This is a genomic window from Streptomyces sp. NPDC039480, assembly GCF_055597165.1.
The window spans coordinates 341,521-365,524 of the sequence record NZ_JBVITX010000004.1 but is presented as its reverse complement, the minus strand read 5'-3'; the positions used below and the strand labels follow the sequence as shown (position 1 = coordinate 365,524).

The following is a 24,004-nucleotide window of genomic DNA, read 5'->3' as shown; positions in this document are numbered from 1 at the left end:
CCGCGGAGACCGCGGAGACCGTGTAGACCGCGTGGATCGCGTGGATCGCGTGGGCATCACAGCTCCTCACCGCCACGCGCCGCCGTCGGGGGCTCCTCGGCCCTCACCGTCACCACGTGCCACGGCGGTCGTGCCGTCAAGAGCTCCCGCAGGACCCGGTCCGAGTGCGGTCCCGGGACCACGAGCCGCGTGATGCCATCGGAGGGCCCGGGGCCCGCCTCCACGACCGCCTCCGCCACGGACACCGGGAGCTCCGCGCCCCGGGGCCCCCGCACCTCGATGAGGACCGTCGGCCCCTGCCACTGCGCCGAAGTCACCTCGGACGTAAGGCGGTTGAGGCCGGAACCGACCACCGCGTACGTCTCGTCAGCCGCCCCCGCGAGCCGGCGCGGATCGTGGTCGACGAAGACCACGGCGCCGCCCGCCGCCGTGCGGTCGGCCACCGCGCGGTCGAGTTCGGCGCGGGCCGGGGCGTCCAGACCGGTCCACGCCTCGTCGAGGACCAGCAGACCGGGCTCGGCCAGCAGCGCCTGCGCCACGGCGACCTTCTGGCTGCTGCCCTTGGACAGCTCCGAAAGCGGCGTACGCGCGTACCCGGCGGCGCCGAAGCGCTCCAGCCACTCCGTCGCGCGCCGCCGCGCCGTGCCGCGCGCGAGGCCGTGGACGCGGCCCATGTGTGTGAGGTAGCCGACCGCGGTGAACGGCAGGGCGGCCGGGAAGCGTTCGGGCACGAACGCCGTGCGCGGCCGCCCGGTCACCCGGCCCTCGGAAGGCGCATCGAGGCCGGCGAGCAGCCTCAACAGGGTTGATTTCCCGGTGCCGTTGGCGCCTTCGATCCGCACCAGGGCCCCGGCCCGTATGCCGAGGTCGACACCGCGCAGCACCCACGCGCCGCGCACGCCGTAGCGGCGGCCCACCCCGTGGAGGCGCACCGCGAGATCCTGTTCCATGCCGGCCATCCTCGCGCACGCTGGCAGACTGGTGTCCGTGACCAGCGACGAGACGACCATGCCGGATGTGCGGGACAGCCCGTTCCGCCACGAGAGCACTTCGCGCGACGAGGCCCCGCAGTACGTGCTGCCCCTCGTCGCCCGCATCGAGCGTGCCGCTCCCCCGGCCCGCACGGACGCCCTGGAGACCGCGGCCCGCGCCGTCCTGGTGATGCTGAGCGACGAGCGGTCCCTCGGCGACGGGGAGTGGGCGCAGGCGATGCGCGACTGGCAGGACGCCCGCATCCGCAAGGTGGTGCGCAGGGCGCGCGGCGGCGAGTGGCGCAAGGCGGAGGCGCTGCCCGGCATCACGGTCACCGGCAAGTCGGCGGAGGTCCGGGTGTTCCCGCCGGTCCCCCTGGACGGCTGGCCCAAGGAGCTGGCGCGCCTCCAGGTGTCGGGCACGGAGCTGGACGACCCGGAGCCCCCGGCAGGCGCCGACCCGACGCACCCGGTCCTGTGGATGAGCCCCGAGGTCGACATGTCGGCGGGCAAGGCGATGGCGCAGGCGGGCCACGGCGCGCAGCTGGCCTGGTGGGAGCTTCCGGCCGAGGAGCGCACGGCCTGGCGCGAGGCGGGCTTCCCGCTCTCCGTCCGCACCCCCGAGGCCGGGCACTGGCGCACCCTGACGACGAGCGGCCTTCCGGTGGTCCGCGACGCGGGCTTCACCGAGATCGCCCCGGGCTCCTGCACGGTGGTGGCCGACCACCCGGCCCTGCGCCGCTGACACCCACGCCGAAGAACGACTCCGTCCCGTCCGACATCTCGCGCGGTTGAACGCCCCGCCCGTATCTTCCGTACTCCCCGGTATCACCGGCGACACGGGAGCACCTCGGGAGGCACCTTGCGGCGCGTCAACGGCACGGCTCTGATCATCGCGGCACTCGTCGCCACACTGGGCGCGATCGCGTTCCCCGTGTGGTCGTACGCCGACCGCTCAAGTACCGGGCCCGCCAATCTTGCCGCCGGGTCCGTGGCGACCCAGTGGGGGCCGCTCTCCGCGGCCGACCGGGATCTGCTCGTGAAGGTGCGGCTCGCCGGGCTGTGGGAGATACCCGCGGGGCAGCAGGCCGTCGAGCGCGCGCCGACCAAGGCGATCAAGGAGGCGGGCGACCACCTCATCGTCGGGCACACCGACCTCGACCAGCGGGCCAGGACCGTCGCCGCGCAGCTCGGCGTGGAGCTGCCCAACCAGCCGACCGAGCAGCAGCAGGGGTGGCTCGAGGAGCTCACCGCGGCGAGCGGTGAGACGTATCAGCGGAAGTTCGCGAACCTGCTGCGCGTCGCGCACGGGAAGGTCTTCAGTGTCGTCGCGCAGGTGCGGGACAGCACCCGCAACTCCCTGATCCGGCAGCTCGCCACGGACGCCAACCAGACCGTCCTGGACCACATCACGATGCTGGAGGCCACCGGGCTCGTCGACTTCGACGGGATCGCGAACGGCGCCGCGTCGACCGCGACCGCCAGTCCCACCGGGCCTCCCCCGCCCTCCGGGGCCGTGCCCCCCGAGCCCGCGCCCGCCGGGCCGAGCGGTGAGGTCTCCACCACGTCCCGCCCCTCGCCCGCGCCGCCCGGCCAGGTCAACACCGATCGGCCGGAACCTCAAATGTAGCTCTGAACGTCTTCACCGAGGGTTCGCCCGCTCCCGGCAGGGTCATGACCTGGGGACGCAGGGGGACGAAGGGGGAGCGACATGGAGCGTGTGGCGGAGCGAAGGCGGCTCGGGACCGGGATCGGCTGGCGGCCCGAGATAGCGGACGCCGTGGAGGCGATGCCCGGCATCGACTGGGTCGAGGCCGTCGCTGAGAACGTCTGCCCGGGGCATCTGCCGGACTCCCTGGTGCGGCTGCGCGAGCGCGGTGTGACCGTCGTGCCGCACGGCATCTCGCTCGGCCTCGGCGGCGCGGACCGCCCCGACGAGGGGCGCCTCGCCGCGCTCGCCGAGCGGGCCGTGGCGCTCGGCTCGCCGCTGGTCACCGAGCACATCGCGTACGTGCGCGCCGGCGGCGCCCTCACCGCCACGCAGCCGCTGGAGGCCGGGCATCTGCTGCCGGTGCCGCGCACCCGCGACGCGCTCGACGTGCTCTGCGAGAACGTCCGCGTCGCGCAGGACGCACTGCCCGTGCCGCTCGCCGTGGAGAACATCGCGGCGCTCGTCGCATGGCCCGGCGAGGAGCTGACGGAGGGCCAGTTCCTGTACGAGCTGGTCGAGCGCACCGGCGTACGGCTCCTCATCGACGTCGCCAACCTCCACACCAACCACGTCAACCGCGGCGAGGACCCGGCCAAGGCCCTCGACGAACTGCCCGTCGAGGCCATCGCGTACGTCCATGTGGCGGGCGGCTTCGAGCGGGACGGCGTCTGGCACGACAGCCATGCCCACCCGGTGCCCGAGCCCGTGCTCGCGATCCTCGCCGACCTCGCGTCCCGCGTCTCCCCGCCCGGCGTTCTCCTGGAGCGGGACGAGAACTTCCCCGAACCGGTCGAGCTGGAAAGGGAGTTGGACGCCATCCGGGCGACCGTGAAGGCGTCCGGCGAGCTGCCCGCCGAGGACCCGGCCGACCGCCGCGCGGTGCCGCCCGCCGCCCCGACCGCCCGGCAGCGCACCGCCGTCGCCCAGGCCGCCCTGCTCTCCGCGCTCGTCGCGGGCACCCCGGCGCCCGAGGGCTTCGACCACGCGCGCCTGAAGGTGCAGAGCCACGCGCTGGCCGCCAAGCGGGCCGACGTCGTCGCGAAGGTCGCGCCGGAACTGCCGGAGATCCTCGGCACGGCGTACCGCGCCGAGTTCCTCGCGTACGCCAGGACCCGCCCCATGACCGGCGGCTACCGGCACGACGCGCTGAACTTCGCCGAGCACCTGCTGCTCGCCGGGCGCCCCGACGGCATGGACGCGGCCGCCCGGCGGCTGCTGAGCGACTGGTGGCTGGAGCGGTCGGGCCCTGCGCCCCGGTCGCGGCGGCCCGCCGCCAGGCTGCTGCACGCCACCCGCCGCGTCCTGCAGAGGCGGTGACGCCATGAACATCATCGCCATGGTGTACACGGTCGTCGTCTCGCTCGCCGCGGCCGAGCTGATCCGGGGCGTGGTGGCGGCCCGCCGCACCAGGTCCCCGCACGCGGCGAGGCAGCCGCTCGACGCCGAGCACGGCGTCTTCGTCCGGGGCACCCTGGAGGCCGCGTTCCTCTCCGGCGGACCCGCCCGCGCCACGGACTCGCTGATCGCGGGCCTGCACGAGGACGGCCGCCTCGTCGTCGCCGCACCCGGCGTCGTCGGCATCAGCCGCCCGGCGGCCAGGAACGCCGGCGAGCAGGCGGTCGTCGACGCCCACACCGCGGCGCCCAGCGGTGCGCTGCACGAGCTGCGGGCGGCGGTGATGCGGAGCGCGCCGGTGCAGGAGACGGGCGAGGCGCTCGCCCGGCGCGGGCTCCTCGTGCGGCCGGGGCGGCAGCAGAAGTGGCGGCGCTGGGCCGGGGCGCAGATCTTCCTGACCTTCTTCGGGTTCATGGTGTGTGCCGTCCTGACCGTGGTGAGGTTCGCGAACAGCTATCTGGAGCCGGGCAGCGCCGACTCGCCGCTCCCCGACATCCTGGCGCTGTTCCCCGCCGCCGCCTTCGGCGTGATCAGCGGCATCGTCTGCCTCTCGGTCACGTCGAAGCAGCTCACCGTCGCGGGGCGGTACGCGCTGCGGGAGTACGTCACCTCGTCGGGCCACCTCACGGGCGCGGCGCACCTGGTGGCGACGCGCGGCCTCGCGGCGGCCCACCCCGATCTGCGCGACCAGCTGATCGCCGCCGCCCGCGTCCGAGCCCCGGCGATGGCTCCCGCCGGCCCGCACCCGACCCCGTACACGAACTCGACCGCGTGGACCGCGGGGAGCGGCACGCCCGTGTGGTGCGGGTCGGGCAGCGGTAGCGGGGGCGGCTTCTGCTGCTCGGGCGGCAGCGGTGGCGGTGGGGGCGGCTCGTCCTGTTCCGGCGGCGGAAGCGGGGGCGGGGGTGGTTCGTCCTGCGGCAGCAGCAGTGGCGGTGGCTCGTCCTGCGGCGGTGGGGGCGGCGGCTCCTCGTGCGGCGGGGGCGGCGGCGGGTCATGTTGAGCGGGCCGCGCCCAGCCGTCCGAGGGCGCACGCCTCGACCGTCGGCTCATGGTCCCGGTACGGCAGGTGACGTACTCCCGGCCGTATCGGACCATGCCCCGCCCGGGGCGCACTAACGTGCGGTGCCGCAACAGGAGGCGCCATGCGATCGCGAACCATCAACGGCACCGGCCTCATCGTGGCGGGCCTCGTCGCGACCCTGGCCGCGCTGATCTTCCCCCTCTGGTCCTACGAGGACCGCTCGGGCACCGCCCTCGACCGGCTCCACGCGGACACCGTGGCCACCGACTTCGGGCCGCTCTCCGCGCTGGACAGGGACTTCATCGCCAAGGTGCGCCTCGCGGGCCTGTGGGAGCTGCCCGCGGGGCAGCAGGCCGAGGAGCGCGGCACCACCGAGGCCGTGCGGACCGCGGGCGAGCACCTCGTCGAGGGCCACACGTTCCTTGACGCGCGCGTACGCGAGGTCGCGACCCGGCTCGGCCTCGAACTGCCCAGCCAGCCGAACCGCCGGCAGCGCGACTGGCTCGCGGAGTTGAGCGGCGCGCGCGGCGAGACGTACGACGAGAAATTCGCTAACGTCCTGCGCCGGGCCCACGGCAAGGTCTTCTCCGTGGTCGCCGAGGTGCGCGCGAACACCCGCAACTCGCTGGCACGCACCCTGGCCGACGACGCGAACACGACCGTCCTCGACCACATCAAGGTCCTTGAGGCCACCGGCCTCGTCGACTTCGACGGCCTCGCCCGGGACGCGGCGACGTCCGGGCCCGCGGGGCCCGTGACCAGATCACCGGCGCCGCCGGGACCCACCGACTCCCCCGGCTCCGCCGAGCCGGTCACCCCGTCGCCCACGTTCCCGCTGCCGCCCGCGGCGTCCCGGCCGAAGCCCCGAGACCGATAGCACCAAACAAACGGAACGTTACCCACCCGTCACCGAGTGTCCACATAGTGAATAGGGCGTAGCGCCATGCGGCGCCTTCGCATAGAAAACCGCCATGTTCTGGGTCCCCCTGCTCCTCCTCGCCTGGGCCGCGGCCGGCCTCTCCTGCGGCCGGCTCTGCCTCGCCGCGACCCGCGCCGCCGAGCAGGAGCGGGCCGTGGCGGGCGGGCACGAACTGACCCTCTACGAGGCGGCGTTCCTGTCCGGCGGTCCCGCGCGCGTCGTCGACGTGACGCTGGTCGCGATGGCCAGGGCGCGGCGGCTGCTGATCGCGCACACGGGCTGGGCGACCGTCGTCGACCCGGTGGGCCGCGACGACATGGAGCGTTCGGTGCTCGGCGCGATCGGTCCCGCGGGGCAGTCGCGGCTGGCTCCGGTGCGCCGGGGCGCGGCCGCCGCCGACCCGGTGCGGGCGCTCGCCGACCGGCTCGTCGCGGCGGGCCTCGCCGTCCCCGACGGCGCCGGTTCGGGGGTCGCGGCCGCGGTGCGCCAGGTGCGGGCCGCGACAGCGGTGGTCCTCGGCCTCGGCACCGTCGCGGTGCTGATGCCGGCGCAGGAGCGGGCGGCCGCCGCCGGGCAGGTGCCGGTCGCGATCTGGTTCGCGCTTCCGCTGCTGCTGTGCACGGCCTGTCTGCTCATCGCCCGCATGGAGATCCACCCGTACACGCGATGGGCGTCCCCCGCGGGCCAGCGGCTGCTCGGCGCGCTGCCGGTGCGCGGCGAGGAGCTCATCGTCGTCGCCGTGCGCGGGGTGCGCGCGGCGGGCGATCCGGGGCTGCGGGCCGCCTTCTCCCAGCGGCCGCAGCGCGGGACGACGCAACGGGGTCATTGAGCCGACACCGGCAGGCCGGTGCTTTACTTCGCCAAATACCAGACGAATCATCACTTTTGTTCGAGCAGCACCCGGAACGCACGGCCGGACAAAAGAGGTAAAGAGCGCGATGAGAGCAGCAGCCGCCCGCTATGGAACCGCTGGATCCCTGGTCCTGACCGCCCTCGTCGCCACCCCCGCGGGCAGCGCGAGCGGCAGCCCGCCCTCCCCCGAGATGTCCGGCACCACCGTCGCGGCGCAGCGCGCCGAGGCCGCCGGAATCCGCTGGGGCGCCTGCGCCAGGGCCGAGGGCCTCCCCCCGTCCGTCCGGTGCGGCACGGTCTCCGTCCCGCTCGACTACGCCCGGCCCGACGGCAAGCAGATCAAGCTGACCGTCAGCCGCGCCAAGGCCACCGGGAAGGCGGCGAAGAAGGCGGTCGGCCGGCAGGGGGCGCTGGTCTACAACCCGGGCGGGCCCGGCGCGTCCGGCACGTACTTCCCACTGGTGGGCGCCCTGCCCGAGTGGAAGCGCATCGCGGCGGCGTACGACCTGGTGGGCTACGCCCCGCGCGGGGTCGGCCGCTCGGCGCCGCTGTCCTGCCAGGACCCGAAGCGGTTCGGCAAGGCGCCCTCGCAGGCGCCGACCCACCCCGACGCCGCGTACAAGCGGGAGCGCGTCGCGCGGGCCAAGGCGTACGCGCGGGGGTGCGCGGAACGCAACCCCGGGCTGCGCCACTACACGTCGCTGAACAACGCGCGCGACCTCGAGGTGCTGCGGGCGGCGCTCGGCGAGCAGAGGCTGACGTTCATGGGCGCCTCGTACGGCACCTACTTCGGTGCCGTCTACGCGACGCTGTTCCCGTCGCACGTGCGCCGCATGGTCTTCGACTCGGCGGTCAACCCCGACCCGACGCAGGTCTGGTACGGCAACAACCTCGAACAGTCGCTGGCGTTCGAGCGGCGGTGGGCCGACTTCCGCACCTGGGTGGCCAAGCACGACAGGACGTACCACCTCGGCAGGACACCCGAAGCCGTCCAGCGCAGCTACGAGAAGGTGGCCGCCGAGCTGGCCCGCGAGCCCGCGGGCGGCAAGGTCGGCCCCGGACAGCTGCAGGGCGCGTTCCTCCAGGCCGGCTACTACGACGACTACTGGCCGATGCGCGCATCGGCGCTCGCCGCGTATCTGAAGGGCGACCCGAAGCCGCTGATCGAGCAGGCCGCCCCCGAACCGAGGGCGGCCGCCGAGAACGAGAACGGCAACGCCGTCTACACCGCCGTCGAGTGCAACGACGCGCCCTGGCCCACCGACTTCGCGACGTGGGACCGCGACAACTCACGGCTCGCGCGCGTGGCGCCCTTCGAGACCTGGGACAACGCCTGGATGAACCTGCCGTGCGCCTACTGGTCCGCGCCGCGGCAGCGGCCCGTCGACGTGCGCACGGCACCGGGCGCGCTGCCCCCGACGCTGATCCTGGCCGCCGAGCGGGACGCGGCGACCCCGTACCAGGGCGCGCTGGAGCTGAACCGCCGGCTCTCCGGCTCGGCCCTGGTGACCGAGGAGAACGCGGGCACCCACGGCATCGCCGGCGGCCCCAACAAGTGCGTCAACGGACACTTCGAGGCGTATCTCCTGGAGGGCAGGCTCCCCGGGCGGCACGCGTCGTGCGCGCCGCACAAGGAGCCCGAGCCGTCGTCCGGACTGCGGTCGGTGGAGCTGCCGCGCGAGCGTTAGAGCCCGATACGGGCTCTCAGGCCAGGCCCGCCACGAGGTCCGCGACGGACTTGCGGCGGCCGGTGAAGAACGGCACCTCTTCGCGGACGTGCATGCGGGCCTCGGAGGCGCGCAGGTGACGCATGAGGTCGACGATGCGGTACAGCTCGTCGGCCTCGAAGGCCAGCAGCCACTCGTAGTCCCCGAGGGAGAACGAGGCGACGGTGTTGGCGCGCACGTCGGGGTAGCCGCGGGCCATCTTGCCGTGGTCGGCGAGCATGCGGCGGCGGTCCTCGTCGGGCAGCAGGTACCAGTCGTAGGAGCGCACGAAGGGGTAGACCGAGACGTAGTTGCGGGGGGTCTCGTCGGCGAGGAACGCCGGGATGTGCGACTTGTTGAACTCGGCGGGGCGGTGCAGCGCCATGTTCGACCAGACCGGCTCCAGGGAGCGGCCCAGCTTGGTGCGGCGGAAGAGGTTGTAGGCCTCCTGCAGCTCGTCCGCGGTCTCGGCGTGCCACCAGATCATGACGTCGGCGTCGGCGCGCAGCCCCGAGACGTCGTAGGTGCCGCGGACGGTGATGTCCTTGGCGGCGAGCTGGTCGAACAGGTCCTGGACCTCTTCGGCGTAGCCCGAGCGGTTCTCGGGGAGCACGTCGCGCAGCTTGAAGACGGACCACAGCGTGTAGCGGATGACCTCGTTGAGGTCCTTCGCCTTCTTGCCGGCGTTCGGGGTCTTGCCGATGACTTCGGCGGGAGCGTCACTCATGCGGCTATTCTCCTCCGCCGCCGTGCAGGCTCTGCACCGGGGCGCGGGTGAGCTCCTCCACACCGGCGAGATCGCCGGCCAGCTGGTCGACGGCGGCGTTGGCGCTCGCGACGCACGCCGGGATGCCCACGCCGTCGTACGCCGCCCCGCAGACGGCGAGGCCCGGCAGCCCGGCGACGTGGGACCGGATGCGGGCCACGCGCGCGTGGTGGCCCACCGGGTACTGCGGGAGGCCGTCGTCCCAGCGGGTGACGCGGGTCGCGACGGGGGTGGCGGTCAGGCCGGTCGCTTCGCGCAGGTCGTGCCGGGACAGCTCGACGAGCTCGGTGTCGTCCCGCTCCAGGATCTCCGTCTCGCCGTACCGTCCGACGGAGGTGCGGAGCACCAGCAGATCGGGGTCCTGCCGGTCGATCCAGCCCCATTTGCGGCTGGCGAAGGTGGACGCCTTGATCGTGTGCCCGTCGACGGGCGGCACGAGGAAACCGCTGCCTTCGGGGAGGTCGGTCTCGCTCCGGCGGTACACGAGGGTCGTGAGGGCCATGGAGGCGTACTCGACGGTGCGCAGCTCGGCGGCGGCCGCGGGCGACTCGGCGTCCAGGAGCTTCGCGGCGGCGGGCGCGGGCAGCGCGAGGACGACGGCGTCGGCTTCGTGGACGCCGCCCTCGGTGACCACGTGCCAGCCGTCGGCCGTCCGCCGCAGCTCCGTGACCGGCGTGTCCGTCAGGATCTCGGCGCCACGCGCGCGTACCGAATCGGCGACGGCGAGCGGCAGCCCGCCGACGCCGCCGTCGATGCCCATGAAGACGGGCCCGGTCTGCGGGCTCCGCGCGGCGGCGCGCTCCTGGATGGCGCGGACGCCCTCGGTGAGGGAGGCGTGCCTGCGGGCAGCCTCGAACAGCTGCGGGACGGCGGAGCGCATAGAGATGCGGTACGCATCCCCGGCGTACACCCCGCCGAGCAGCGGTTCCACGAGGCGGTCGACGACCTCGCGGCCCAGGCGCGCGGCGACGTACTCTCCGACCGCGATGTCGTCGCCGACCTCGGTGGGCGGCAGCTCGCGGTCCTGCCCGATGCGGCGCAGGCCCTCTTCGGAGAGGACGCCCGCCAGTGCGGACGCGTCGCCGGGCACGCCCATGACGTGGCCCTTGGGCATGGGGCGCAGAGCACCCCGGGTCCAGATCGCGGCGGTCGCGGTGGCGGGCGGCTGGAGCCGGTCGGCGAGGCCGACCTCGCGGGCGAGGGCGACGGCCTCGGGGCGGCGGGCGAGCATCGACTCGGCGCCGAGGTCGACGCGGACCCCGGCGATCTCGGCGGCGTGCAGTTTGCCGCCGAGCCGGCCGGACGCCTCCAGGACGGTCACCTGCCTGTCCGGGTCGGTGGTGAGCAGGCGGTGCGCGGCGGCCAGCCCTGCGATACCGCCTCCGATGACGACGGCATGGCCGTTCCCCGCACGTGTGTCCGTTTCGCGCATGCCTCCACTCTCTCAGACGGGCGAGTCCCGACCGTGACCGCATCGGAACCGGTCGGCAACACCGTTCCGCCCCTCTCCCGCGTCGAAGGAGCATCAGGTCACCGTCCCCGGGGGTACGCCGATGCACGCGTCAAGGAACTCCGCTCACCGCTCCGCCCAGGTCCTCGCGGGCCTCCTGCTCGCGATCGCGCTCGCGCTCACCGGGTGCACCTCGGGCAGCGGCGGCGACAGTGACAGCGGTGGCGACGGCAAGGCCGCGGGGATCGCCCCCGAAAGCAACGAGAAGGGCGTCGGCGGCGCGCGGGCCGACCAGTCCGCCGGCACCGACTCCGACTCCGGCTCCGGCTCCGGCGCCCGCGACACCGGCACGCGCAAGCCGCCCAAGCCGGCCGACACCCACGTCATCCGCACCGCGAAGCTCACCGTCCGTGTGAAGGACGTGCCCGGAGCGCTCGACGAGGCCCGGCGGATCGCCGAGGACGCCGGCGGCATGGTGGGCGACGAGAACACCTCCCGCGACGGCGACGGACGCGAACGCTCCCGGATCGTCCTGCGCGTGCCGCAGGACCAGTACGGAGACGTCCTCGCCTCCCTCGAAGGCACCGGCAAGCTCATCGGCAGGGACGCGAAGGCGCGGGACGTCACCGGCGAGGTCGTCGATGTGGAGAGCCGCATCAAGTCGCAGCGCGCGAGCGTGGCACGGGTGCGGGAGCTGATGGACAAGGCCACGAAGCTGAGCGATGTGGTGACCCTGGAAGGGGAGTTGAGCACGCGTCAGTCCGACCTGGAGGCGCTGCTCGCCCAGCAGGCCTCGCTGAAGGACCGTACGAGCATGGCCACGATCACGCTCTCGCTCACCGAGAGCCGCCCGAAGGCCGAAGCCGGTCCCGAGGACGACGACACGTCGCTCGTGGACGCGCTCGCGGGTGGCTGGGACGCGTTCGTGACGGCGCTGCGCTGGGTCGGGATCGTCCTCGCCGCGGTGCTGCCGTTCGCGGCGGTGGCCGCGCTGCTGCTCGCCCTGTGGCTGTGGGTCGTACGCCCGCTGCGCTCCCGCCGCCCGGCCACGGCTCCCGCGGGCCCCGGCGTCCCGGCGCGTGAGGGGGACGACGACTAGAGGGCTTGCGCGAGGCCTGCGCGTCGTAGCGTGTCCGTATGAGCAGCACACGAGAGCGACTTGTGGTCATCGGGGGCGACGCGGCCGGCATGTCGGCGGCGTCGCAGGCGCGCAGGCTCAAGGGCCCCGAGGCGTTGGAGATCGTCGCGTTCGAGCGCGGCCACTTCACGTCGTACTCCGCCTGCGGCATCCCCTACTGGGTGGGCGGCGCCGTCGGGGAGCGGGACGAGCTGATCGCGCGGACGCCCGAGCAGCACCGGGAGCGCGCGATCGATCTGCGGATGCGCACGGAGGTGGTGCGGCTCGACGTCCCTGGCCGCCGTGTCCTGGCCCGCGACCTGGCGGCGGGCGAGGAGTACTGGACGTCGTACGACAAGCTCGTGATCGCCACCGGTGCCCGGCCGGTCCGCCCGCCGCTGCCCGGCATCGACGCCCCCGGCGTGCACGGCGTGCAGACCCTCGACGACGGGCAGGCCCTGCTCGACACGCTGACGCGGACGCCGGGCCGCCGGGCCGTCGTCATCGGCGCGGGCTACATCGGCGTGGAGATGGCCGAGGCACTGGTCGGCCGCGGGTACGAGGTGACGGTCGTCAACCGCGGCAAGGAACCGATGTCGACGCTCGACCCCGACATGGGCCGCCTCGTGCACGACGCGATGACCGGCATGGGCATCCGGATGGTGAACGACGCCGAGGTCACCAAGGTCCTGACGGGCGACGACGGGCGGGTCGCGGCGGTGGCGACGGAGGACGCCGAGTACCCGGCGGACGTGGTGGTGCTCGGTCTCGGCGTACGCCCCGAGACGACGCTCGCCCGCGAGGCCGGGCTGCCGCTGGGTGAGCACGGCGGGCTCCTGACCGACCTGGCGATGCGGGTGCGGGGGTACGAGAACATCTGGGCGGGCGGGGACTGCGTGGAGGTCCTGGACCTGATGTCGGGGCGCGAGCGGCACATCGCGCTCGGCACGCACGCCAACAAGCACGGGCAGGTCATCGGCTCGAACGCGGGCGGTGGCTACGCGACGTTCCCCGGCGTCGTCGGCACGGCCGTCAGCAAGGTCTGCGACCTGGAGATCGCCCGCACCGGGCTGCGCGAGAAGGACGCGCGGGCCGCCGGGTTCCGGTTCGTGACGGTGACCATCGAGTCGACGAGCAGGGCCGGTTACTACCCGGGCGCGGCCCCGATGACGGTGAAGATGCTCGCCGAGCGGCGCACCGGGCGGCTCCTCGGTGTGCAGATCGTGGGCCGGGAGGGCGCGGGCAAGCGGGTCGACGTGGCGGCCGTCGCGCTGACGGCGCAGATGACGGTGGAGCAGATGACGGCGCTCGACCTGGGGTACGCGCCGCCGTTCTCGCCGGTGTGGGATCCGGTCCTGGTCGCGGCGCGCAAGGCGGTGGCGGCGGTGCGGGCGGACCGGAGCTGAGGACTCGCCTGCCGCGCAGGTCAGAACGCGCTTGCTACGAAAGGAGGGAGGTGGCGCGGCGCGCTCGGCATGGCTGATTCAGGAGGTTCGGGCCGTTCGAGATGCGCGCTCCACGGGAGCGCGCCCACGATCACCACGTGTAGCGGGCATCCAACGGCCGCGCAGAGGCCCGCAACCCCCTGAGCGGCACACCTCTCCGAAACGTCCCCTTCCGGAGCGCACCACCCGCCCCACCCCCTCCCTGACGCACCCCTAGTGGAACGCCGTCTCTTTTCCGCCACCTTTCACAGAACCGGCACAGACCCCCCAGGTGGGCCCCACTATGTGACGCGTCAGAGCGGCACGGACACACACGGCGACGTGTGAACCTGCCGTTGGGGGGCGGGCCTTGGGGTGGACACACCCCCGCGGCCCGACCGTGGAGGGGACCACACACCGCATGAACCACACCGCACGAGCGGCGGCTCTCGGCGCCTCACCGGCCGCGGCAGCCGGGGCGCCCCGCGTGGACCTACGCGTCCCGGTGGTGACCGAGGGTGGCCCCGCCACCACCGCGATCACCGCCGAACTGGACGGCCAGGGCACGCCGTACACCACGGTCGACCTGCGCCGCAGCGAGCGCCCGGCGATCGACGAGGCGTTTCTCGCGGACACGGTGAACGGCCGGGCGCGGGCCAGGTTCGTGGACGCGTACACCTACGCACGGCCCGAAGCGGGCCTGCGGGCGCCGAAGTTCAGCGGGCCGCTCGACGGCGTGCGGGCGCAGGTGACCGCGGCGGGCGAGGAAGGCCCGTTCGGCTACCTCGCGGACCAGGTGCCCTTCGAGGACAACGCGCCCGATGTCGGCGAGAGTTACGGCTTCCTCGCCGACCCGGCACCCGGCGCGGACTTCACCAGCCATGTGGACGCGCCGGTCCCCGGCGGCTCCGGGCGCGGCTCGCTCGTCGGCGAGTACCGCCACGACGGCCGGCGCGAACTGGTGGTCACCTTCGTCCACAACGAGCACCAGCAGCAGTTCCGGCTGCTCGCCCGCGGCATCGTCGACCGGCCGGCCCAGGGCGTCCACCTCGGCTCGTCCCGCAACCACTTCGCCGTCCACGTCGACGACGTCTTCGGCGCCGACGACCGCTGGGACAGCGACCTGAACTGCCCGCCGGGCGACGTGGACTGCCCGCCGGACCAGGGCACGCCGGACCCGATCCGGCTGACGGCGGACGACGAGCTCGCCATCGGCCGCCCGGACGACTACGACCGCGCGAACGCGGAGTTCACCACGCACCGCTCGCTGCTCCTCAAGGGAGCGTGACGGGACCGTGCGCATTCTCGTCCTCGGCTCCACCGGATATCTGGGCGGGGCCGTCATGGAGCGGCTGCGCGCACTGCCGGGCGTCCGGCTGCTCCGCGGCGGCCGTGCCCCCGTCGACGACCTCCGCATCGACCTCACCACCATCACCCGAGGCGCGCTCGCCGAACAGCTGACGCGGGCCGCACCCGACGCCGTGGTCAACTGCGCGGGCGCGGTCGGCGGCAGCGCGCTGACCCTCGCCGAGGTCAACGCCCGCGGCCCCGCGGTGCTCTGCGGGGCCCTGTGCGCGGCGGTGCCGACCGCGCGCCTCGTGCACCTCGGCTCGGCGGCCGAGTACGGGCCGACCGGCATCGGCGAGCGGACCCTGGAGGACTCCCCCGCCCGCCCGGTCACGCCGTACGGAGCCACCAAGCTGGCCGGCACGCTCGCCGTCGTCGACTCCGGGCTCGACGCGACCGTGCTGCGGGTCACCAACCCGGTGGGCCCCGGGGCGGCGCCGGCCGGGCTGCCGGGCCGGCTCACCGCCGAGCTGAGCCGGGCGGTCGCCAGGACCCCGCACGGCACGGTGCGGGTCGGCGACCTGTCCGCGCACCGGGACTTCGTCGACACGCGCGATGTGGCGCAGGCCGTGGCGCAGGCGCTGACTCTGCCGGGGCGGCTGCCGCGCCTGCTCAACATCGGCAGCGGCCGGGCGGTTCCGGCGCGCAATGTGGCGCACGGTCTTGTCGTCGAGGCGGGCTTCACCGGACGCGTCGAGGAGTCACTCGGCGCGGTGGGGCGTTCGACGGCGGTGCCCTGGCAGTGCGCCGACATCGGCGCCGCGGAGTGGGAGCTCGGCTGGCGGCCGCGGTTCACCCTGCGGGAATCGCTCGCCGCGCTCTGGACGTCGGACGGCGCCCCACGCCCCGTGCGGGCCGTCGGGGAGCCCCGGTGACCCTGCTGGTGCCGCTCTACGTCCACCCGGCCGTGGACCCCGCGGCCTGGCGGGCGCTCGTGGCGGCCGCGCCCCGGCCTTCACCGACGCCGCGCGGGCGCTGCGCGAGGCGGGGGTGCACTGGGCGGTGCCGGGCGCGGGGCCCAACCCGTGGCTGCTGTCGCCGCTCCCCTGACGCACCGGCGACATCTGCCGCCGCGGAACAGTCCCTGCCCGGGCAGGCAGGGACCGTTTTCGGACTTTCTCAGGCGGCGGTGCGCGTGTGCACGTACTCCACGAGGCGGGTCAGCGCCTCGGGGGCCGTGGTGGGCAGGACGCCGTGGCCGAGGTTGAAGATGTGGCCCTCCAGGTCCTTGGCGGCGGCGAGCACCTCGTCGGTCTTCGCCTCGACGGCCTCGCGGGTGGAGAAGAGGACGGCCGGGTCGAGGTTGCCCTGGATCGCCTTGCCGGGGCCGACGCGGCGCGCGGCCTCGTCCAGCGGCACCCGCCAGTCGGCGCCGACCACATCGGCACCGGCCTCGCCCATGAGCCCCAGCAGCTCGCCCGTGCCGACGCCGAAGTGGATACGGGGCACGCCGTACGAGGCGACCGCGTCGAAGACCTTCGCGGACGCGGGCATCACCGAGCGCCGGTAGTCGGCGGGCGACAGGGCGCCCACCCACGAGTCGAAGAGCTGCACGGCACTGGCGCCCGCCTCGATCTGCACCTTCAGGAAGGCGCTCGTGATCTCCGCGAGCCGGTCGAGGAGGTCCGCCCAGAGCTGCGGGTCGCCGTACATGAGCGCCTTGGTGTGCTCGTGGTTACGGCTCGGGCCGCCCTCCACGAGGTAACTCGCGAGAGTGAAAGGCGCGCCGGCGAAGCCGATGAGCGGCGTCGACCCGAGCTCGGCGGTCAGCATCCCGATCGCCTCGGTGACGTAGTGGACGTCCTCGGGCGTGAGGTCCCGCAGCTGCGCGAGGTCGGCGCGCGAGCGGATGGGGTTCTCGACGACGGGTCCGACGCCCGGCTTGATGTCGAGGTCGACGCCGATCGCCTTGAGCGGGACGACGATGTCGCTGAAGTAGATCGCCGCGTCGACGTTGTGGCGGCGGACCGGCTGCAGCGTGATCTCGGTGACGAGGTCGGGGCGCATGCAGGACTCCAGCATGGCCGTGCCCTCGCGCACCTTGCGGTACTCGGGAAGTGAGCGCCCCGCCTGCCGCATGAACCAGACCGGCGTGTGCGGCACGGCCTCGCGCCTGCACGCCTTCATGAAGGGGGAGTCGTACGTCGCTGCGTTCTGCCGGCCCTCGGGGCGACGGCTGTCATTGGCACTCACGCGGAAAGTCTCGCACGTTGACCGGGGACCCCCTCACGGGTGTCTCTCCCTGCGCGAAGGCGCCGTTCCCCTTAACCTTCCCCGCATGGCTGCGGCTCAGGGACAACGGTCGGACGGCGCTGGCGAGATGGAGAGTTCGGAGGGGAAGGTGGCGGATTCGGCTCCGTTGCCCTTCCGCGCGGCGGTCGACGCGCTGCGGGGGGCACGGCTGCGGCCGGAGATCGAGATCGATCCGACACGTCCGCCGCAGCGGCTCGCGCCGTACGCGTACGCGTTGGAGGCGGCGGTCGTGGACGGCGACGAGGACCTCGCGGACGGACGGCTCGTCCTGCTCCACGATCCGTCCGGGCACGACGCGTGGCAGGGCACCTTCCGGCTCGTCACGCTCGTGCGGGCGGAGCTGGAGCCGGAGATGGCGGCGGATCCGCTGCTGCCCGAGGTGTGCTGGTCGTGGCTGACCGGGGCGCTGCACGCGCGGGGCCTGACCGCGGGCGAGCCGAGCGGCACGGTGACGCGGGCGGCCTCGCACTACTTCGGGGGCCTCGCGGAGCGCCCGCCCGCCTCGCAGATCGAGATCCGGGCCTCGTGGACCCCCCGGGAGGGCTCCGGCGGGGTGCCGGACACGGGGGCACACCTGGCGGCCTGGTGCGATCTGCTCTGCCAGGTCGCGGGGCTGCCGCCGGCCGGACCCGGCGACGGGTCCGTGGTCTCGCTGCCGCAGCGAAGGGGACCGCTCTCCCCCTGACCGGTGAGGCCCTTGACCTGTCAGGGCCGCTGACCGGCCGTGATCCTCTCGTACCGTCGAATATTCACTGAACCGCCGAACACCCATTCCCCCCGTGGCCCCACGCCGCGGGGGTTTGCCTTGCTGGGGTCACCCGGAAGGGGGCGCGTTCGGTTTGATCTTCGGATGATCGAGCGCATGTCCGAATTGCCCGAATTATTGCTCACCAAATCGTGATCATCCCCTAAAGGCGGCAGGGATTGGTGCCGAAGAGGTTTGTGACCTTGAAAGCACGGATTCGTCCCGGCTTCATCCCCGAGCCGGCCCCGTCCCGCCACCCCAGGAGGCCTGGTGTCCGTTCTCCTCGAGCAGCCCGCAAGCCTGGTCGCCTACCGCCCGAACAAGCCGACCGCCATGGTCGTCGTGGCCGACCCCCGCGTCCGTTCCACCGTCACCCGCCACCTCTGGGCGCTCGGTGTACGCGACGTCATCGAAGCCTCGTCCATCGCGGAGGCTCGTCCCCGCATCGGCAACCCCCGGGACATCTGCGTCGCAGACGTCCACCTCCCCGACGGCTCCGGCCTGACGCTCCTCTCCGAAACCCGTGCCGCGGGCTGGCCCAACGGCCTCGCCCTCTCCGCCGCCGACGACATCGGCGCCGTGCGCAACGCCCTCGCGGGCGGCGTCAAGGGCTACGTCGTCACCGGCACCCGTACGAACGTCGGACTCCCCTCCCGTCCCGGCGCCGCCCCCATCGGCTCGGCCGCCGCCCGTATGCACCGCCGCCCTCCGGGCACCCCGAGCCACCCCGGCGGCTACCGCGAGCTGTCGGGCCGTGAGGTCGAGGTGCTGCGCCTGGTCGCGGAGGGCCAGTCCAACAAGGCCATCGGCGTCTCGATGGGCCTGTCCGCCCTGACCGTGAAGAGCCACCTCGCCCGGATCGCCCGCAAGCTCGGCACGGGTGACCGGGCCGGGATGGTGGCGGTCGCCCTGCGCACCGGCATCATCCACTGACTGATTTACACCCCCCGCGCGCCCGTCGACGGAACGTTCCGTCGACGGGCGCTGTCCATACACAGATACCCTTGACAGGTGACCGACGCCCAAGAGACCGCAGCAGACAGCTCACTGCGAACCACCGGAGGCGGCCCTCCGGACGACGACGGCCTCGCACCCGAAGGGCTGCCGATCCCCCTGCTCGAGCCGCGCGACGGCATTCCGCCGGTGATCGAGGACGAGGAATCCCTCGCCGCGACCGTCGCCGCCTTCGCCGCGGGCACCGGGCCCGTCGCCGTCGACGCCGAGCGCGCGTCCGGCTACCGGTACGGCCAGCGGGCCTATCTCGTCCAGCTCCGCCGCGAGGGCGCGGGCACCGCTCTCGTCGACCCCGTCGCCTGCCCCGACCTCTCCGGTCTCGGCGAGGCGCTCGGCGACACCGAGTGGGTCCTGCACGCCGCCACCCAGGACCTGCCGTGCCTGCGGGAAATAGGCATGGTCCCGTCGAGCCTCTTCGACACGGAGCTCGCGGGCCGGCTCGCCGGGTTCCCGCGGGTGGGGCTCGGCGCGATGGTCGAGAGCGTGCTCGGATACGTCCTGGAGAAGGGGCACTCCGCCGTCGACTGGTCGACCCGGCCGCTCCCCGAGCCCTGGCTGCGGTACGCCGCGCTCGATGTGGAGCTCCTCGTCGACCTGCGCGACGCCCTGGAGAAGGAGCTCGACCGGCAGGGCAAGCTGGAGTGGGCCCGCGAGGAGTTCGACGCGATCGCCTCCGCGCCGCCCGCGCCGCCCCGCAAGGACCCCTGGCGCCGCACGTCCGGCATGCACAAGGTGCGGCGGCGTCGTCAGATGGCGGTCGTACGGGAACTGTGGACCGCCCGCGACCGGATCGCGCAGCGGCGTGACGTGTCGCCGGGCAAGGTGCTCAGCGACGGGGCGATCGTCGAGGCGGCGCTCGGCCTGCCGCCGAACGCGCATGCGCTCGCCGCGCTTCCCGGGTTCGGGCACCGCATGGGGCGGCGCCAGCTGGAGCAGTGGCAGGCCGTGGTGGATCGCGCCAAGGCGCTGCCCGACGCGGAGCTGCCGCAGCCCGGGCAGGCGGTGAGCGGGCCGCCGCCGCCGCGGTCCTGGGCGGACCGGGATCCGGCCGCCGCGGCGCGGCTCTCCGCGGCGCGGGCCGCGGTCTCCGCGATCGCCGAGCGGCTCAATATGCCCCAGGAGAACCTGATCACTCCGGACACGGTCCGGCGCGTCTGCTGGGAGCCTCCGGCTCAGGTGACCGAGGACACGGTGGGGGCAGCCCTGGCCGCGTACGGCGCCCGCCCCTGGCAAATCACCCAGGTGACCCCGGCCCTGGTCACAGCCCTGACCTGACCGGGGGGCGGTCCCGTCGACCCCGGTGCACTCCGACTGCAGCTCCCACCCACCCACCCGTGCACCCCGCACCGCCCGGTGACCGCAACGAACGCGGCTTCCGCCGCGATCCCGGTGCGGGTGGGCGGGGTGGGGCGTGCGCCCCGGCCCCCTGCCTGCATCACCCAGGCAAGGCAGACGGGTGACCGGGGCGGACGGGGTTGCCCCTACCCCGCCCCAACGTGCGGGGCGCACGGGTGGGTGGGCGGGAACACTCCGCCGCGCAGCGGCGGGCCTGCTCCTACCGGGGCTCTGCGTGCGGGGTGCCCGGGCGGGCCTGCCCCTACCCCGCTCCTACGTGCGGGGTGCACGGGCGGGCGGGTGGGAACACTCCGCCGCGAAGCGGCGGGCCTGCTCCTACCGCGCCCCTGCGTACGGGGTGAGCGGGTAGGCGGGGCCGCCCCTGCGGGGGCCTGCACGTGTGTGGAGGCCGTCCACGGAGCCCCGTGACCCGGTGTGACGTTCGCCTCCCCGAGGCACCACCGACCAACCCTTGGCCACATAGTTACCGACAAGTAGCATGGCCCCAGGAAGCGCGCCGCAGGCGTGGCGCAACCGCACCCTGGAGGAGAGCCATCGTGCCTCGTACCGTCAGGGACGTCGTCTTCGTGGACGGCGTCCGCACCCCGTTCGGCAAGGCGGGTCCGAAGGGCATCTACCACGAGACCCGTGCCGATGACCTCGTCGTGAAGGCCATCCGGGAGCTGCTGCGCCGCAACCCGGACCTCGACCCCGCCAAGATCGACGAGGTCGCCATCGCGGCGACCACGCAGATCGGCGACCAGGGCCTGACGATCGGCCGCACCGCCGGCATCCTCGCCGGGCTGCCGCAGTCCGTGCCCGGCTACTCCATCGACCGCATGTGCGCCGGCGCGCTCACCGCCGTGACCTCGGTCGCGGGCAGCGTCGCCTTCGGTGCGTACGACATCGCCGTCGCCGGCGGTGTCGAGCACATGGGCCGCCACCCCATGGGCGAGGGCGTCGACCCGAACCCCCGCTTCGTGAGCGAGAAGCTCGTCGACGAGTCCGCCCTGTTCATGGGCATGACCGCCGAGAACCTGCACGACCGGTACCCGAGCATCACCAAACTGCGTGCCGACGAGTACGCGGTGCGTTCGCAGGAGAAGGCCGCCAAGGCCTACGCCGACGGCAAGATCCAGGCCGACCTGGTCCCGATCTCCGTGCGCCGCACCAACGCCGAGGCCGGTGAGACCGGTTGGGGTCTCGCCACCGCCGACGAGCCGATGCGCCCGGGCACCACCCTGGAGAACCTCGCGGGGCTCAAGACGCCGTTCCGTACGCACGGCCGCGTCACCGCGGGCAACGCCGCCGGTCTCAACGACGGCGCCACCGCCTCCCTCATCGCCTCCGAGGAGTTCGCGCGGGAGAACGGCCTGCCGGTCAAGATGCGCCTCGTCTCGTACGCCTTCGCGGGCGTCGAGCCGGAGGTCATGGGCTACGGCCCGATCCCGGCCACGGAGAAGGCCCTCGCCAAGGCGGGCCTCTCCATCTCCGACATGGGTCTCTTCGAGATCAACGAGGCCTTCGCCGTACAGGTGCTCGCCTTCCTGGAGCACTACGGCATCGCGGACGACGACGCCCGCGTCAACCAGTACGGCGGCGCCATCGCGTTCGGCCACCCGCTCGCCTCCTCCGGCGTACGCCTGATGACGCAGCTGGCGCGGCAGTTCGAGGAGCAGCCCGAGGTGCGGTACGGCCTCACGACCATGTGCGTCGGCTTCGGCATGGGCGCCACGGTCATCTGGGAGAACCCGAACCACAAGGACGCCGGAGGCGAGAAGTGAGCACCACCACCGCTGAGCTCCTCAAGGGGGCCGCCGAGCTGTTCGCGGACGAGGTCGTCACGCAGGCGCACGTACGCCACCTCGACCTGCCCCAGGGTGCCGGGCGCTTCGCGCTCATCACGCTGGACAACGGCTTCGACCACACCAAGCCGACCACCTTCGGCCCGCAGTCCCTCGCCAACCTGAACACGGCGATCGACCAGGTCGAGAAGGAGGCCGCCGAGGGCTCCATCGTCGGCGTCGGCATCACCGGCAAGCCGTTCATCTTCGCCGTCGGCGCCGACCTCAAGGGCGTGGAGCTGCTCAAGCGCCACGAGGACGCGCTCGCCATCGGCAAGGGCGGCCACGAGGTCTTCAAGCGCCTCTCCGGCCTCGCCGTGCCGACCTTCGCGTACTACAACGGCGCCGCGATGGGCGGTGGCGTCGAGGTCGGTCTGCACTGCTCCTACCGCACCGTCTCCAAGGCGCTGCCCGCCTTCTCGCTGCCCGAGGTCTTCCTCGGCCTGGTCCCGGGCTGGGGCGGCTGCGCGCTGCTCCCGAACCTGATCGGCGCCGACAAGGCCGTCTCGGTCATCATCGAGAACTCGCTCAACCAGAACCGTCAGCTCAAGGGCAAGCAGGTCTTCGAGCTCGGCATCGCCGACGCGCTCTTCGAGGGCGCGGACTTCCTGGAGCAGTCGCTGATCTGGACGGCCTCCGTCCTGAACGGCTCGGTCGAGGTCGTCCGCCCCGAGATCGACCGCGGCGAGGGCTGGGACGCCGCCGTCGCGCGCGGCCGTGCCATCGCCGACTCCAAGGTGCACGGCGCCGCTCCGGCCGCCTACCGCGCCTTGGAGATCATCGCGGCCGCCAAGGACGGCGACCTGCAGAAGGGCTTCGACGCCGAGGACGTCGCGCTCGCCGACCTCATCATGGGCGGTGAACTGCGTGCGGGCATCTACTCGTTCAACCTCGTGCAGAAGCGCGGCAAGCGGCCCGCCGGCGCGCCCGACAAGAACCTGGCGCGCCCGGTCACCAAGGTCGGCGTCGTCGGCGCCGGTCTGATGGCCTCGCAGCTCGCGCTGCTCTTCCTGCGCCGCCTCGAGGTGCCGGTCGTGCTGACCGACATCGACCAGGAGCGCGTCGACAAGGGCGTCTCGTACGTCAAGGAGGAGATCGACAAGCTCCTCCTCAAGGGCCGCGTCAACCAGGACAAGGCGAACCGCCTGAAGGCGCTCGTCTCCGGTGTCCTGGACAAGGCCGAGGGCTTCGCCGACGCCGACTTCATCATCGAGGCCGTCTTCGAGGAGATCGGCGTCAAGCAGCAGGTGTTCGCCGAGGTCGAGGCCGTCGCCCCGGCGCACGCGATCCTCGCCACCAACACCTCCTCGCTGTCGGTCACCGAGATGGCGTCGAAGCTGAAGCACCCCGAGCGGGTCGTCGGCTTCCACTTCTTCAACCCGGTCGCGATCCTGCCGCTCCTGGAGATCGTGCGCGGCGAGCAGACCGACGACGCGTCGCTGGCCACGGCCTTCGGTGTCGCCAAGAAGCTGAAGAAGACCGCGGTGCTCGTGAAGGACGCCCCGGCGTTCGTCGTGAACCGCATCCTCACCCGCTTCATGGGCGAGATCCAGAACGTCATCGACGAGGGCACCCCGGTCGCCGTCGCCGAGAAGGCCGTCGAGCCGCTCGGTCTGCCGATGTCGCCGCTGGTCCTCCTCGAGCTGGTCGGCCCGGCCATCGGTCTGCACGTCTCCGAGACCCTGAACCGCGCCTTCCCGGAGCGCTTCACCGTCTCGCCGAACCTCGCGGCCGTCGTCAAGGCGGGCAAGCGCGGCTTCTACGTGTACGACTCCGGGAAGCCGGAGCTGGACCCCGAGGTCGCCGCTCTGCTCAAGCAGGGCGACTCCGTCCTGACCGAGGAGCAGGTGCGGGACCGCGTGCTCGACGCGGTGGCGCAGGAGATCGGGCTCATGCTCGACGAGGGCGTCGTCGCCGAGGCGCAGGACATCGACCTCTGCCTGATCACCGGCGCGGGCTGGCCCTTCCACCTGGGCGGCATCACGCCGTACCTGGACCGTGAGGGTGTCAGCGAGCGGGTGAACGGCAAGCGGTTCCTCGCGCAGGGCGTGGCAAGCGTCCCGGCGTAACCTCTCACGCGACAACGAAGGCGGGCCGTACGGGACTTGTCCCGTACGGCCCGCCTTCGTGC

The 24,004-nt window shown here is 73.4% G+C and carries 20 protein-coding genes; 16 read left to right on the top strand and 4 right to left on the bottom strand.

Annotation, left to right across the window (positions count from 1 at the left end; genetic code table 11):
* Positions 1-56: 56 nt before the first annotated feature.
* Complete coding sequence (locus tag ACZ56E_RS15560) at positions 57-950, bottom strand: ABC transporter ATP-binding protein (RefSeq protein ID WP_471214445.1); 894 nt, start codon at positions 948-950, stop codon at positions 57-59.
* 58 nt (positions 951-1,008) lie between these two features.
* On the opposite strand from ACZ56E_RS15560, the gene ACZ56E_RS15555 reads away from it, so the two are divergent.
* The 7 genes from ACZ56E_RS15555 (at position 1,009) to ACZ56E_RS15525 (ending at position 8,560) form a co-directional block, all read left to right on the top strand.
* On the top strand, positions 1,009-1,716 hold the full coding sequence (locus ACZ56E_RS15555) for a peptidyl-tRNA hydrolase (protein ID WP_471214822.1): 708 nt from the start codon (positions 1,009-1,011) through the stop codon (positions 1,714-1,716).
* A gap of 117 nt (positions 1,717-1,833) precedes the next feature.
* Positions 1,834-2,601 carry a DUF4142 domain-containing protein gene (locus ACZ56E_RS15550; RefSeq protein ID WP_471214444.1) on the top strand — a complete coding sequence of 256 codons (768 nt, stop codon included), beginning with the start codon at positions 1,834-1,836 and terminating at the stop codon, positions 2,599-2,601.
* Positions 2,602-2,682: 81 nt separating this feature from the next.
* Positions 2,683-3,999, top strand: a complete 1,317-nt coding sequence (locus tag ACZ56E_RS15545; protein WP_471214442.1) for an MbnB/TglH/ChrH family RiPP precursor modification enzyme — start codon at positions 2,683-2,685, stop codon at positions 3,997-3,999.
* Between the two features lie 4 nt (positions 4,000-4,003).
* A complete protein-coding gene (locus tag ACZ56E_RS15540) occupies positions 4,004-5,080 on the top strand; it encodes a TIGR04222 domain-containing membrane protein (protein ID WP_471214441.1) in 1,077 nt (358 codons plus the stop codon).
* Between the two features lie 142 nt (positions 5,081-5,222).
* Positions 5,223-5,978, top strand: coding sequence for a DUF4142 domain-containing protein (locus ACZ56E_RS15535; RefSeq protein WP_471214439.1), 756 nt, complete (start codon positions 5,223-5,225; stop codon positions 5,976-5,978).
* Between the two features lie 94 nt (positions 5,979-6,072).
* Entirely contained in the window at positions 6,073-6,849 is a 777-nt protein-coding gene (locus tag ACZ56E_RS15530; RefSeq protein WP_471214437.1) for a TIGR04222 domain-containing membrane protein, read from the top strand.
* 109 nt (positions 6,850-6,958) lie between these two features.
* Positions 6,959-8,560 (top strand): alpha/beta hydrolase, encoded by a 1,602-nt coding sequence (locus ACZ56E_RS15525; RefSeq protein WP_471214436.1) that lies wholly within the window; start codon positions 6,959-6,961, stop codon positions 8,558-8,560.
* 16 nt (positions 8,561-8,576) lie between these two features.
* Here ACZ56E_RS15525 and hemQ read toward each other — a convergent pair whose 3' ends face one another.
* Together hemQ and hemG are read right to left on the bottom strand one after the other, a co-directional pair.
* Positions 8,577-9,305 (bottom strand): hydrogen peroxide-dependent heme synthase, encoded by a 729-nt coding sequence (gene hemQ / locus ACZ56E_RS15520; RefSeq protein WP_471214434.1) that lies wholly within the window; start codon positions 9,303-9,305, stop codon positions 8,577-8,579.
* 4 nt (positions 9,306-9,309) lie between these two features.
* Positions 9,310-10,776, bottom strand: coding sequence for a protoporphyrinogen oxidase (gene hemG / locus ACZ56E_RS15515; RefSeq protein ID WP_471214432.1), 1,467 nt, complete (start codon positions 10,774-10,776; stop codon positions 9,310-9,312).
* A 121-nt stretch (positions 10,777-10,897) separates the two neighbouring features.
* On the opposite strand from hemG, the gene ACZ56E_RS15510 reads away from it, so the two are divergent.
* The 4 genes from ACZ56E_RS15510 to ACZ56E_RS15495 all read left to right on the top strand — a co-directional run bounded on the left by ACZ56E_RS15510 (position 10,898) and on the right by ACZ56E_RS15495 (position 15,557).
* Positions 10,898-11,893: a DUF4349 domain-containing protein gene (locus tag ACZ56E_RS15510; RefSeq protein WP_471214431.1), complete on the top strand. Its 996-nt coding sequence runs from the start codon at positions 10,898-10,900 to the stop codon at positions 11,891-11,893.
* A 38-nt stretch (positions 11,894-11,931) separates the two neighbouring features.
* On the top strand, positions 11,932-13,317 hold the full coding sequence (locus tag ACZ56E_RS15505) for an FAD-dependent oxidoreductase (RefSeq protein WP_471214429.1): 1,386 nt from the start codon (positions 11,932-11,934) through the stop codon (positions 13,315-13,317).
* Between the two features lie 439 nt (positions 13,318-13,756).
* Positions 13,757-14,623, top strand: a complete 867-nt coding sequence (locus tag ACZ56E_RS15500) for a hypothetical protein (RefSeq protein WP_471214427.1) — start codon at positions 13,757-13,759, stop codon at positions 14,621-14,623.
* A gap of 7 nt (positions 14,624-14,630) precedes the next feature.
* On the top strand, positions 14,631-15,557 hold the full coding sequence (locus ACZ56E_RS15495) for an NAD-dependent epimerase/dehydratase family protein (RefSeq protein ID WP_471214426.1): 927 nt from the start codon (positions 14,631-14,633) through the stop codon (positions 15,555-15,557).
* Between the two features lie 244 nt (positions 15,558-15,801).
* Here the strand turns inward: ACZ56E_RS15495 and hemE are convergent, their stop codons facing one another.
* Positions 15,802-16,875 carry a uroporphyrinogen decarboxylase gene (gene hemE, locus ACZ56E_RS15490; protein WP_471214424.1) on the bottom strand — a complete coding sequence of 358 codons (1,074 nt, stop codon included), beginning with the start codon at positions 16,873-16,875 and terminating at the stop codon, positions 15,802-15,804.
* 85 nt (positions 16,876-16,960) lie between these two features.
* Here hemE and ACZ56E_RS15485 point away from each other — a divergent pair, with 85 nt between their 5' ends.
* The 5 genes from ACZ56E_RS15485 (at position 16,961) to ACZ56E_RS15465 (ending at position 23,942) form a co-directional block, all read left to right on the top strand.
* Complete coding sequence (locus ACZ56E_RS15485) at positions 16,961-17,620, top strand: DUF3000 domain-containing protein (RefSeq protein ID WP_471214423.1); 660 nt, start codon at positions 16,961-16,963, stop codon at positions 17,618-17,620.
* Positions 17,621-17,950: 330 nt separating this feature from the next.
* The gene (locus tag ACZ56E_RS15480) at positions 17,951-18,613 is read left to right on the top strand and encodes a LuxR C-terminal-related transcriptional regulator (RefSeq protein WP_471214422.1); all 663 of its coding nucleotides are present in this window, start codon (positions 17,951-17,953) and stop codon (positions 18,611-18,613) included.
* Between the two features lie 78 nt (positions 18,614-18,691).
* Positions 18,692-19,969: an HRDC domain-containing protein gene (locus ACZ56E_RS15475; protein WP_471214420.1), complete on the top strand. Its 1,278-nt coding sequence runs from the start codon at positions 18,692-18,694 to the stop codon at positions 19,967-19,969.
* A 617-nt stretch (positions 19,970-20,586) separates the two neighbouring features.
* Complete coding sequence (locus ACZ56E_RS15470) at positions 20,587-21,813, top strand: thiolase family protein (RefSeq protein WP_471214419.1); 1,227 nt, start codon at positions 20,587-20,589, stop codon at positions 21,811-21,813.
* Positions 21,810-23,942, top strand: coding sequence for a 3-hydroxyacyl-CoA dehydrogenase NAD-binding domain-containing protein (locus ACZ56E_RS15465; RefSeq protein ID WP_471214418.1), 2,133 nt, complete (start codon positions 21,810-21,812; stop codon positions 23,940-23,942). The genes ACZ56E_RS15470 and ACZ56E_RS15465 overlap by 4 nt, the downstream gene beginning before the upstream one ends.
* Positions 23,943-24,004: the final 62 nt, after the last annotated feature.

Excerpts from the sequence above, each read along its gene's own strand:
- ACZ56E_RS15560 (WP_471214445.1), bottom strand. The coding sequence starts at position 950 with ATGGAACAGGATCTCGCGGTGCGCCTCCACGGGGTGGGCCGCCGCTAC.
- ACZ56E_RS15555 (WP_471214822.1), top strand. The coding sequence starts at position 1,009 with ATGCCGGATGTGCGGGACAGCCCGTTCCGCCACGAGAGCACTTCGCGC.
- ACZ56E_RS15545 (WP_471214442.1), top strand. The coding sequence starts at position 2,683 with ATGGAGCGTGTGGCGGAGCGAAGGCGGCTCGGGACCGGGATCGGCTGG.
- ACZ56E_RS15540 (WP_471214441.1), top strand. The coding sequence starts at position 4,004 with ATGAACATCATCGCCATGGTGTACACGGTCGTCGTCTCGCTCGCCGCG.
- ACZ56E_RS15535 (WP_471214439.1), top strand. The coding sequence starts at position 5,223 with ATGCGATCGCGAACCATCAACGGCACCGGCCTCATCGTGGCGGGCCTC.
- ACZ56E_RS15530 (WP_471214437.1), top strand. The coding sequence starts at position 6,073 with ATGTTCTGGGTCCCCCTGCTCCTCCTCGCCTGGGCCGCGGCCGGCCTC.
- ACZ56E_RS15525 (WP_471214436.1), top strand. The coding sequence starts at position 6,959 with ATGAGAGCAGCAGCCGCCCGCTATGGAACCGCTGGATCCCTGGTCCTG.
- hemQ (WP_471214434.1), bottom strand. The coding sequence starts at position 9,305 with ATGAGTGACGCTCCCGCCGAAGTCATCGGCAAGACCCCGAACGCCGGC.
- hemG (WP_471214432.1), bottom strand. The coding sequence starts at position 10,776 with ATGCGCGAAACGGACACACGTGCGGGGAACGGCCATGCCGTCGTCATC.
- ACZ56E_RS15510 (WP_471214431.1), top strand. The coding sequence starts at position 10,898 with ATGCACGCGTCAAGGAACTCCGCTCACCGCTCCGCCCAGGTCCTCGCG.
- ACZ56E_RS15505 (WP_471214429.1), top strand. The coding sequence starts at position 11,932 with ATGAGCAGCACACGAGAGCGACTTGTGGTCATCGGGGGCGACGCGGCC.
- ACZ56E_RS15500 (WP_471214427.1), top strand. The coding sequence starts at position 13,757 with ATGAACCACACCGCACGAGCGGCGGCTCTCGGCGCCTCACCGGCCGCG.
- ACZ56E_RS15485 (WP_471214423.1), top strand. The coding sequence starts at position 16,961 with ATGGCTGCGGCTCAGGGACAACGGTCGGACGGCGCTGGCGAGATGGAG.